Origin of the sequence: Tropicimonas sp., assembly GCF_047971885.1 — a bacterium.
Classification (GTDB): domain Bacteria; phylum Pseudomonadota; class Alphaproteobacteria; order Rhodobacterales; family Rhodobacteraceae; genus Tropicimonas.
Genome location: NZ_JBKEAE010000091.1, coordinates 19,459 through 30,381, shown reverse-complemented (window position 1 = coordinate 30,381; position 10,923 = coordinate 19,459). Strand labels below are relative to the sequence as shown.

Sequence of the window (10,923 nt, the reverse complement as noted above, 5' to 3'; positions counted from 1 at the left end):
ACAAGAGCGGTTCGTCGAATCGCCTTTCTGTGGGGACAGGAAGCTGACGCAGTCGAGGATTGGGCAGATGATTGGGCGCCGCGAGCCGCCCGAGGCCGAAACCGAATATACCCCTCCCAAGGGGTTTGATGATTTTGAACTTCGGCTCGGTGACATCATGCGCGGCGAGCGCGCGACGATGGGCAAGTCGTTGCTTGATGTTCAGCGCGAGTTGCGGATCAAGGCGTCATTCATCGCGGCCATCGAAAACGCGGATGCGGCGGCGTTCGAAACGCCCGGTTTCGTCGCCGGATACGTCCGGTCCTATTCGCGCTATCTCGGGCTCGATCCGGAATGGGCGTTCGAGACCTTTTGCCGGGAGGCGGATTTCATTTCCGCCTCAACCGCGTCGAAACTGTCGTCTCCCCCCACATCCAACAAGCCGGTCTTTCGCAAGGTGCCTCCCCGGAAACCCGAGAGTGCCGACCCTTTCGTTTCGCCGCGCGTATCCTTCGCGCCGAGGGAGGCGAGCGCCTTTTCGCGGATCGAACCGCGCGCGATCGGCTCGACATTCGTTCTGCTGGCGCTGATCGGCGCGGTGGGCTATGGTGGCTGGTCAGTTCTTCAGGAGATCCAGCGCGTGCAGGTTACGCCGGTCGAACGCGCGCCGGCGACGATTGCCACCGTCGATCCGCTGGCCGGCGTCGAGCGCCCGGAGACGGAGGAGGACGTGCTTGAAATTGCGGGTATCGGCCCCTCGGCGTCTGAATCGCTCGACCGTCTCTACCGTCCCCAGACGCTTGAAGTGCCGGTGATGGAGGCACGCGACGGACCTATCGCGGCGCTCGACCCCGGCGTTGTCGGAACGCTGGCCGGTTATTCGGCGCCCGGCACGGGCGGGCAGGGCGGCGACAGGATGGTGACGGGCCTGCCCTTCGGGCCCGCTGCGGGTGTCGATCCGGTTGCGATCGCTTCGGCTGTCGATGCGGCCGCATCGCTGCCGGACCGGGCCGTCGCGCCGCGGGTGACCGAAGATGTGCCCGAGGTCGTTCTGGTCGCGGTGCGCCCGGCCTGGGTGCGGGTAAAGGCGCCCGACGGTTCGGTCCTGCTGGAAAAGATCCTCGATCCCGGCGATACCTATGTGGTGCCGCAGACCGAAGAACCGCCGACCCTGCGGACCGGTGCCGGTGGGGCGGTCTATTTCGCGGTGAACGGCCAGACCTATGGTCCGGCGGGCGGAAACGGGCAGGTGGTCGACAAGATCGCGCTTGGCTCCGCCGCGCTGACCGAACGGTTCGCGCTGGCCGATCCGGTGGCCGGAAGCGATGCGGAAAAGGCCGTCGCGGTGGCGCAGGCAGCGCTTTACCCCGAACCCACCCCGGGCGCAGCCGACCCGACTGCGGAGTAACCGCTGCGCGGGGTTACTTGCCCCCGACTGGCGCCGCCTCTAGATAATGCGGGATCGAACCTCCGGAGGTCTGGCGATGGCCATCAATCACGTGCGTCCCTGGCGGAACATCTACCGTCGCGCCAGCCGTCAGATCTCGGTCGGGCCGGTCAGGATCGGCGGCGATGCGCCGATCTCGGTCCAGACAATGACCAACACCATCACAACCGACGTGGCTGCGACTCTGGCCCAGGTGCAGGCGGCGGCCGAGGCGGGGGCCGATATCGTGCGCATCTCGACCCCCGATCAGGCAAGCGCACGGGCGCTGAAGGAGATCGTTGCCGAAAGCCCCGTGCCGATCGTCGCCGACATTCATTTCCACTATAGGCGTGCCATCGAAGCGGCGGAATCGGGCGCGGCCTGCCTGCGGATCAACCCGGGCAATATCGGCGATGCGGGCCGCGTGCGCGAGGTGATCGCCGCCGCCCGCGATCACGGCTGTTCGATCCGCATCGGGGTCAATGCCGGAAGCCTCGAAAAGCACCTTCTGGAAAAATACGGCGAACCGTGCCCCGATGCGATGGTCGAAAGTGGCCTGGGCCATATCCGCATCCTTCAGGACCATGATTTCCACGAGTTCAAGATCAGCGTGAAGGCGTCGGACGTGTTCATGGCGGCGGCGGCCTATCAGCAACTGGCCGAACAGACCGATGCGCCGATCCATCTCGGCATTACCGAGGCGGGCGGGCTGACCTCGGGCACGGTGAAATCTGCCATCGGGTTGGGAAATCTGCTCTGGATGGGGATCGGCGACACGCTCCGTGTCAGCCTGTCGGCCGATCCGGTCGAGGAGGTGAAGGTCGGCTTCGAGATTCTGAAATCGCTGGGGTTGCGCCATCGTGGCGTCAACATCATCTCGTGTCCGTCCTGTGCACGGCAGGGGTTCGATGTGATCGCGACGGTCGAGGCGCTCGAAGAGCGGCTGGCCCATATCCACACGCCGATGAGCCTGTCGATCATCGGTTGCGTGGTGAACGGACCGGGCGAGGCGCTGATGACCGATGTCGGTTTTACCGGCGGCGGGGCCGGCAGCGGCATGGTCTATCTGGCCGGCAGGCAAAGCCACAAGATGTCGAACGCGCAGATGATCGACCATATCGTCGAGCAGGTCGAGCGCAGGGCAGCCGAGATCGAGGCGGCAGACAAGGCCGCTGAATAAACCCGGTTATTTTGTCAACAGGCGGTTGCGGCCCGGCTCAGAGATCGCAATCTTCGTGCGTCGGGTCGTCTTTCGCCACCGTGAACGACAGAACCGCCGGCCCCGCCTGACCCTGTGGCGCGCCGAGCGATATCTCGCCGCTGCCCACCAGTGTGGCGGAGGATCGCCGGACAACGGTTTCTGAGCCGTCGGAAAGCGTCAGGAAGCTGCCGCCCGTGCTGTGGTCGCGAAACTCCACCAGTCCGTTGGCAACCGAAATGGTCGCATGTGCCCGGGAAACCCAGGGCTCCGAGACGACGATATCATTGTCGTCGGATCGCCCGACCGTCACGTCGCGCGCCTCGGTCAGTTCGATGCTTTTCCCCTCGTGCCAGAGCGTTATGCTCAGGCCGCTGGGGGCTTTCGTGCGCCGGACAAAGCTGAGCTGCGTCCGCTCCATCGGGTCTTCGGCGACGAAGGAATAGACCGCGCTGCCCTTGGGGACACCCTTGAGTTGCAGGGTATCGACACTGCGCAGGAATTCGCGCGCCGCCGGGCCCAGGTGCTCGTAGCAGCTTGTGGCGACCAGCACCTCGTGCGGTTTGGCAAGCGATGCGAGCCGGGCGGCCTTGTTGACGGGCCGGCCGTGCAGATCGCCCGGAACCCGCAGCATGCTGCCCCAGGAAAGCCCGGCATGAACGGCGAGCAGGTCCTCCGGCATGTTCGAAACCATGCTCCGGGCCGCGGCGAATGCCGCTTCCGGATCGTCGAAGAAGGCGAGGATGTCATCGCCGCGGGAATGAATGAACTCTCCGCCATGTTCGGCCGCGTTGTGCCTGAGGCGGGCCAACAGGGCCTGAATCTTGCGAAAGGCAAGCTGCGTACCCACACCTTCGTACAGCGCGGTGCTTCCGGTAATGTCCGCGATCACCGCCGTGCCAATGACGCTCATGGTCCTGTCCCGTCCTGATCCTGCCGTGCAGGTCCCGAGAGCTTCACAGATTTTCGAGCGGTAATCCAGATTGACCAGACCGAAAGCGGCTGCCGCAGCAGAGATTCGGCCGATTCCGCCTCAGCCGCCGCTGCGTTCCTGATCCACGACCTGCTGCATGTCCTCGTAGGGCAGGTAGCCGCGCAGAAGCTGGCCACCGACGACGAAGGTCGGGGTGCCCGAAATCTGCATCCGCTGGCCCAGTGCGTGATTCTCGGCGATGATCGCGTCGATTTCCGGCGATTCCATCGCCGCAACAATCGCTTCGCCGTCGAGACCGAGCCGATCGGCCAGCGTCTGCACGCCCGCCTCGTCCACATCGCCGCGGAAGGCGATGAGCGCATCGTGCGCCTCCTTGTAGGCCCGGTCGCCGGCAATTTCCCGCACCGCAAGCGCAAAGCGGGACGATTCGAGCGACTGCTCGCCGAGAATCGGAAACTCCTTGAGAATCAGCCGGATATTGCCGTCCGTTTCCACCAGTTTCTCAAGCTCGGGAAAGGCCTTGCGGCAGTAACCGCAGCGATAGTCGACGAATTCGACGATGGTCACATCGCCATCCGGATTGCCGCCGATCCAGTCGTGTCCGCTTTCGAACAGGTCACCCGAATAGGCATTGACCAGTTCCACATCGGCGGCGATCTGCCCTTCGGCCTGGCGCTGCTCCAGGACCTGGATCGCCTCCATCAGCACCTCGGGGTTGTCCATCAGATAGGCCCGCACCTCGGCGCGAAAGGCCTGCCGCTCGGAATCGCTGAGTTTGCCGAGATCGAGCGCGACGGCGGGCAACGCAAGCCCGAAGGCCAGAAGGCCGGCAAGGGGGAGGGCTTTCATGAGAGTTTCCTTCTCGTTTGTACCGGGCCGGGGCCCGTGGGGCGTTTCGCATGCCCCACCGCCGTCTTCAAGCCGGGGAAGGGTATCAAGGGCGCGGGTGCGGCGGATTGCCGGCCGCGTGGCGGGATTGACCTGGCCCGGCGCGGCTGGGATATGCCGTCGGGTGGTACTTTACGGAGGTCGCCATGCGGGTATCAAGACGCGGCGAGGTCGATCCCTTTATCGTGATGGACGTGATGGAGGCGGCGCGCCGGGCCGAAGCGGACGGCCGGCACATTGTCCATATGGAGGTTGGCCAGCCCGGCACACCGGCGCCGGCAGGCGCGCGCGCCGCGCTCGCCCGCGCCATGGCGGGTGATCCGCTGGGCTACACCGTGGCGTTGGGGTTGCCGGCGCTTCGCGAAAGGATCGCCGGACTTTACGCCGACTGGTACGGCGTGCAGCTCAACCCCGAGCGGGTGATTGTCACACCCGGGTCGTCGGGGGCGTTCATTCTGGCCTTCACCGCACTGTTCGATGCCGGTGACAGGGTGGGGCTGGGCGAGCCGGGATATCCCTCGTACCGCCAGATTCTCAGGGCGCTGAGCCTGCAACCGGTTGGTATCCCGACACGGATGGAAAACCGTCTGCAGCCCGTTCCGGCGGAAGTTCCGGACGATCTGGCCGGGCTGATCGTCGCGTCGCCGGCAAACCCCTCGGGCACGATGCTCGACCGTGACGCGATGGCGGCGCTGATCGGCCGGGCGGCCGACATCGGGGCGGCCTTCGTCTCGGACGAGATCTATCACGGTATCCAGTACGGGCGCCGCGCGGTCAGCGCGCTCGAGATCAGCGACGATGTGTGTGTCATCAACTCGTTCTCGAAGTATTTTTCGATGACCGGCTGGCGCATCGGCTGGATGGTGGTGCCCGAAGCCGCGGTGCGCCGGTATGAACGCCTCGCCCAGAACCTGTTCATCTGCGCGCCGCATGTCAGCCAGGTTGCCGCGCTGGCGGCGATGGATTGCGATGCCGAGCTTCAGGCCAATGTCGCCGTTTATTCCAAAAACCGCAGGCTGATGCTCGAAGGGCTTCCGGCAGCAGGGATCACGCGTATCGCGCCGCCGGACGGAGCGTTCTATATCTATGCCGACGTGGGCGATCTGACCGGCGACAGCCGTGCTTTCGCGGCCGAAATCCTGCGTCATGCCGGTGTTGCGGTCACGCCGGGGCTGGATTTCGACCCGCATCGCGGCCACCGGATGTTGCGCTTCTCCTACGCGCGTGCGACCGACGATATCGTCGAGGGGCTCGGCCGGCTTGCCCGTTTTCTTGGCCGGGGGTAACGATCGCGCCATTTTATTCCCCGTTCCATGGAGTTATGGTTGCCCGGACGCCCAACAGAGTCGGTCAGATGCTGCGTAATCTCTGTCTTGCGGCACTGGCCGCCCTGATGCTCGCGTTTACGGGCGGAGCCCGGGCGGAAGAGCCCTTTGCCGTCGCCATACTGGATACCGAACGGTCGGCGATCAAAGGCAGGGACGATGGTTTCGATCTGATCCTGACCCTCAGCGAGCCGGTGCCCTACAGGGTGGCAACGCTGGACGATCCGCCGCGTCTGGTGCTGGATTTCCGCGATCTGGACATGGAGCCGCTGCAAACCGTCGATCTGGGTTTTGCCGAGGCCGTTGGCGCGGTGCGGCGGGGAACGATTCAGGCCGGCTGGTCGCGGCTGGTGATTGACCTGACCGGTCCCTTTGCCATCGACACAGCTGACACGCGAACCGGCGCGGATGATGGAAGCGCCCGTATCGAACTGGCACTGCGCAAGGTCGATCCAGCGGTATTTTCCGCCCGCTCCAACATCGGCGCGGCGCATTCCTATCCACCGGCCGGCACCGATGGCGCCGCCGCGCTGCCGCAGGCCGAAGGGCCGTTGCGGGTGGTGATCGACCCCGGGGCCGATACGGATGCGGCGCACGACGATACGCAGAATCCCGATCCGGTGTTCGGGTTCGCCGGCAGGCTGCGCGAAGCGCTCGGCGGGATCGACGGGACCGAGGTGATGAGCACCGGCGATCACGACATCGACGTTTCGCTCCGCAGCCGACTTGATTCCCTGCACAGCACCGGTTCGGTGGTGTTGCTTTCGCTGCGCTCCCATCCGTCCGGGGATGAAGCCGGGGGGCGTCACGAAGTGTGCATCCTGTCGGAAAGCGACGGTTTTGCCGCGCCCGGTGTGCCGGTCGATCCGAGCGAAGCCGGCCAGGGCCGGGGGGGCGATGGCGTCGCGGAGCTTCTGATGTCGATTGCCCGCGCCGATACCGTGCCGCGCAGCGACGCGCTGGCCGAGGCGCTGGCCGAAGGGTTCCGGCAGGAGGGGATCGACACAAGCAGACATGCGCGGGCGCATCTGTCCTATTCCGTGCCGATGGTGGCCGAGGTTCCGTCCGTCCTGATCGAACTGGGCTTTCCGCCCGATGCCGGGAAAGAGGCAGGTCCCCGGGAATCCGACTGGCAATCGCAAGCCGTGGCGGCCATCGTCGCCGGCTTGCGGACCTGGGCGGAAGAGGATCGCGCACACCGTTGATGCATTGGTGACACCATTCTTCGCGGGTCGGGCAGCCGGCTGGCGCGACCGGAACGGATTGGTTCGGCCACGCAATCGTGATGCGCGGGGCGGCGATAACATGCCGTCGGGCAGGCCGGTTGTTTTTGACCACTCGGGGTGGCTTGCGTATAACCCGCTCAACATCGACAGGAACCTTTATGCTTCGCGCGTTCTTCCGCTTTTTCGGGGGCATCTTTACCCTCATCGTTACCGGCCTTCTGTTCGTCGCGCTGCTGGCCGGTGGCGTTGTCTGGATGTACAGCCGCGGGTTGCCCGATCACGAGGAACTGGCGCGCTACACCCCCAAGACGATCAGCCGGGTCTATTCCGGAGAGGGAGAGATCATCGACGAATTCGCCGTCGAACGGCGGCTGTTCGTGCCGGCCGAGGATATCCCCGATCTGGTGAAAGAGGCGTTCATTTCGGCCGAGGACAAGCATTTCTATACCCACAAGGGGTACGATCCGCTGGGGATCGCCAAGGCGGCGCTCGATGCGGCGCAGGGCGGGCGGCTGCGCGGCGCCTCGACCATCACCCAGCAGGTGATGAAGAACTTCCTTCTGTCTTCCGACCGTTCGGTCGAGCGCAAGATGAAGGAAATCATCCTTGCCGCGCGGGTCGAACAGGCGTTGAGCAAGGACAAGATCCTCGAGCTTTACCTCAACGAGATTTTTCTCGGCGCCAATTCCTATGGCGTTGCGGCGGCGGCGCAGAGCTACTTCAACAAGACGCTCGGCGAACTGGAGCCGAACGAGGCCGCCTATCTTGCCGCCCTGCCGCAGGCGCCGTCGCACCTGCACCCGGTGCGCGAGAAGGAAAAATCGCTCGACCGGCGCAACTATGTGCTGCGCGAGATGTACGAGAACGGCTATCTTGATCGTGCCGCCTACGAGGCCGAACGCGACAAGCCGCTGCGCACGGTGCAGAACGGCGATTACCCGTCATTCCGGCAATCGCTGCCGCCGCGGGATTACTTCACCGACGAAATTCGGCGGCAGCTATCGGACGATTTCGGCGAGGACGAGTTTTTCGGCGGTGGTCTGGCGATCCGCGCCACCGTCGATCACGATCTTCAGGCGGAAGCGGCGGCATCGCTGCAAAAGGCGCTCGAGGACTACGACCGCGCCCAGGGCGTGTGGCACAAGAGCCGCAAGCAGGTTCCTGCCGGGGCGCTCGTGGACGAGGGCGCATGGCGCGCCGCGCTGGCCGAAAGCGATATCGCCCGCGATATCCACCTGAACGGCTACTGGCATCCGGCGGTGGTGCTGGAGATAGCCGACCAGTCGATGACGCTGGGCGCCGAAGGGGTGGATGAGCCCGTTGTCGTCCCGCGCGAGGATATCAAATGGATGCGCGGCGATTTCGCCGCCAATTTCGCTTCTGGTGACATTGTACATGTCCGCCGGATGACCAACGATGCCGACGGCAGCTTCATCCGCTGGACCCTTCGGCAGGTGCCGCGCATTCAGGGCGCCTTCATGGCGATGGATGTGAACACCGGGCGCGTGCTGGCGATGCAGGGCGGTTTTTCCTATCAGGCTTCGGTCTTCAACCGCGCCACCCAGGCGACCCGGCAGCCCGGTTCGGCCTTCAAGCCGTTCGTCTATGCCGCGGCGCTCGATTCGGGCTACACGCCGGCGACCATCGTCGTCGACGCGCCGATCGAGATCCGCAATTCCTCGGGTGTCTGGCGGCCCAAGAACTACTCCGACAAGTTCTATGGCCCGACCCCGCTGCGCACCGGGATCGAACGGTCACGGAACCTGATGACGGTGCGTCTGGCGCAGGAAATCGGCATGCAGACCGTCGCCTCCTATGCCGAGGATTTCGGCATCTACGACCGTATGGGGCTCTATCTGCCCAATGCGCTCGGGGCGCAGGAGACGACGCTCTACAAGATGGTCTCGGCCTATTCGATGTTCGCCAACGGTGGCCAGCGGGTCGAACCCACCCTGGTCGACCGCGTGCAGGATCGCTGGGGTGGTACCGTCTACAAGCACGATCATCGCCTTTGCGTCGACTGTTATCTGGCCACGCTGGCGCCGGGCGTCTCGCCGCGCATCGTGTCGGACAGGCAGCGCGCCATCGACGCGGTGACGGCCTATCAGCTTACCTCGATGATGCGTGGCGTGGTCGAGCGCGGCACGGCGGCCGGCACGGTCGGCGCGGCGAATCTCGGCGTGCCGGTGGCGGGCAAGACGGGAACCACCAACGATTCCAAGGATGCGTGGTTCGTCGGATTCACCTCGAATATCGCTGCCGGTTGCTATATCGGCTATGACCAGCCGCGACCGCTGGGCAACAGCGCAACCGGCGGCGCGCTGTGCGGGCCGGTCTTTGCCCGGTTCATGAGGGAAGCCATCGCCGAATACGGCGGCGGCGAATTTGCCGTGCCGCCGGGTGGCCATTTCGTCAGGATCGACCGCTACAGCGGTGCCCGGCTGGGCGACGACGCGTCGGGCGACAACGTTGTGGCCGAGTACTTCCGCGACGGCGAGGACCCGTTCCTCGGTGTGGCCATGGTCATCGACGGCGGTTTCGAGATGGGCGCCAACGTACCGCTCTATGCCAGGGGCGAGGATGCGTCGGGCGACGAACGCACCGTCACCACCTCGTCGGGCAAGACGGTGACCATCGCGCCCAAGGCAAGCTTTGGCTCGCTGTCTTCGGGCGGGCTCTATTAGGCGGAGCCCGCGCGCTGACGGGCGTTCGCTTGCTCCTGTGCATGGCGCGCGCTATGAGGCTTTTCTGACAGGAGGTTGCGATGCGCGCCGAGACACAGAACATTGTCGAATCGATCCGTAAGTCGCTGAAGCTGCTGGGCCAGCGGATGGATATCGACACCGCGGGGCACCGCCTTGAAGAGTTCAACGCGCGGGTCGAGGATCCTTCGCTCTGGGACGATCCGGACAAGGCGCAGAAGCTGATGCGCGACCGGCAGGCGCTGGTCGACTCCATCGCGACCTTCGATGGCATCCGGCGTGAACTGGACGACAATGTCGACCTGATCGAACTGGGCGAGATAGAGGACGACGCCGAGGTTGTCGCCGAGGCCGAAGCGGCGCTCAGAACGTTGGCCGAAAGGGCGGCGAAAAAGGAGATCGAGGCACTGCTGGACGGTGAGGCGGACGGAAACGACACCTTCCTTGAAATCAACTCGGGCGCCGGCGGAACCGAAAGCTGCGACTGGGCGGCGATGCTGGCGCGGATGTATGTCCGCTGGGCCGAGAAAAAGGGCTACAATGTCGAATTGCAGTCCGAAAGCGCCGGCGAGGAGGCGGGGATCAAGTCGGCAACCTACAAGATTTCGGGCCACAACGCCTATGGCTGGCTGAAATCGGAAAGCGGCGTGCACCGGCTGGTTCGGATCTCGCCCTATGACAGTTCGGCGCGGCGGCACACCTCGTTCAGTTCGGTATGGGTCTATCCGGTGGTGGACGACGATATCGAGATCGAGGTGAACCCGTCGGACATCCGCATCGATTCCTACCGTTCGTCAGGGGCGGGCGGGCAGCATGTCAACACCACCGATTCTGCCGTGCGGATCACCCATATCCCGACGGGAATTGTGGTGACCTCCTCCGAGAAGTCGCAGCACCAGAACCGCGATATCGCGATGAAGGCGCTGAAATCGCGCCTCTACCAGATGGAACTCGACCGGCGGAACGCCGCCATCACCGAGGCGCACGAGGCCAAGGGCGATGCCGGCTGGGGCAACCAGATCCGCTCCTACGTCCTGCAACCCTATCAGATGGTGAAGGACCTGCGCACCAATTACGAGACCTCGGACACGCAGGGCGTGCTCGACGGCGATCTCGACGGGTTGATGGCGGCGACGCTGGCGATGGATGTGGCCGGCAAGTCGCGCAGCGAGGCGCAGGCCGAAAGCTGAATTTTCGCGCAGCGCGGTCGATTCTTCCTCATCCGGGGCACCCTGCGGTGCGATC

8 protein-coding genes are annotated in these 10,923 nt (G+C 64.8%); 6 read left to right on the top strand and 2 right to left on the bottom strand.

The window, feature by feature from the left end:
• Positions 1–67: 67 nt before the first annotated feature.
• On the top strand, positions 68–1,387 hold the full coding sequence (locus ACK5IR_RS08615) for a helix-turn-helix domain-containing protein (RefSeq protein ID WP_416927914.1): 1,320 nt from the start codon (positions 68–70) through the stop codon (positions 1,385–1,387).
• Positions 1,388–1,463: 76 nt separating this feature from the next.
• Positions 1,464–2,585 (top strand): flavodoxin-dependent (E)-4-hydroxy-3-methylbut-2-enyl-diphosphate synthase, encoded by a 1,122-nt coding sequence (gene ispG, locus ACK5IR_RS08610; protein WP_416927912.1) that lies wholly within the window; start codon positions 1,464–1,466, stop codon positions 2,583–2,585.
• Positions 2,586–2,622: 37 nt separating this feature from the next.
• Here ispG and ACK5IR_RS08605 read toward each other — a convergent pair whose 3' ends face one another.
• Both ACK5IR_RS08605 and ACK5IR_RS08600 read right to left on the bottom strand, forming a co-directional pair.
• Complete coding sequence (locus ACK5IR_RS08605; protein ID WP_416927910.1) at positions 2,623–3,516, bottom strand: FHA domain-containing protein; 894 nt, start codon at positions 3,514–3,516, stop codon at positions 2,623–2,625.
• Between the two features lie 120 nt (positions 3,517–3,636).
• Positions 3,637–4,386: a DsbA family protein gene (locus ACK5IR_RS08600; RefSeq protein ID WP_416927908.1), complete on the bottom strand. Its 750-nt coding sequence runs from the start codon at positions 4,384–4,386 to the stop codon at positions 3,637–3,639.
• Positions 4,387–4,571: 185 nt separating this feature from the next.
• On the opposite strand from ACK5IR_RS08600, the gene ACK5IR_RS08595 reads away from it, so the two are divergent.
• The 4 genes from ACK5IR_RS08595 (at position 4,572) to prfB (ending at position 10,868) form a co-directional block, all read left to right on the top strand.
• Positions 4,572–5,711: a pyridoxal phosphate-dependent aminotransferase gene (locus ACK5IR_RS08595; RefSeq protein ID WP_416927906.1), complete on the top strand. Its 1,140-nt coding sequence runs from the start codon at positions 4,572–4,574 to the stop codon at positions 5,709–5,711.
• 68 nt (positions 5,712–5,779) lie between these two features.
• A complete protein-coding gene (locus ACK5IR_RS08590) occupies positions 5,780–6,955 on the top strand; it encodes an AMIN domain-containing protein (RefSeq protein ID WP_416927904.1) in 1,176 nt (391 codons plus the stop codon).
• Positions 6,956–7,134: 179 nt separating this feature from the next.
• Positions 7,135–9,660, top strand: a complete 2,526-nt coding sequence (locus ACK5IR_RS08585) for a penicillin-binding protein 1A (protein WP_416927902.1) — start codon at positions 7,135–7,137, stop codon at positions 9,658–9,660.
• Between the two features lie 80 nt (positions 9,661–9,740).
• Positions 9,741–10,868: a peptide chain release factor 2 gene (prfB, locus tag ACK5IR_RS08580; protein WP_416927899.1), complete on the top strand. Its 1,128-nt coding sequence runs from the start codon at positions 9,741–9,743 to the stop codon at positions 10,866–10,868.
• Positions 10,869–10,923: the final 55 nt, after the last annotated feature.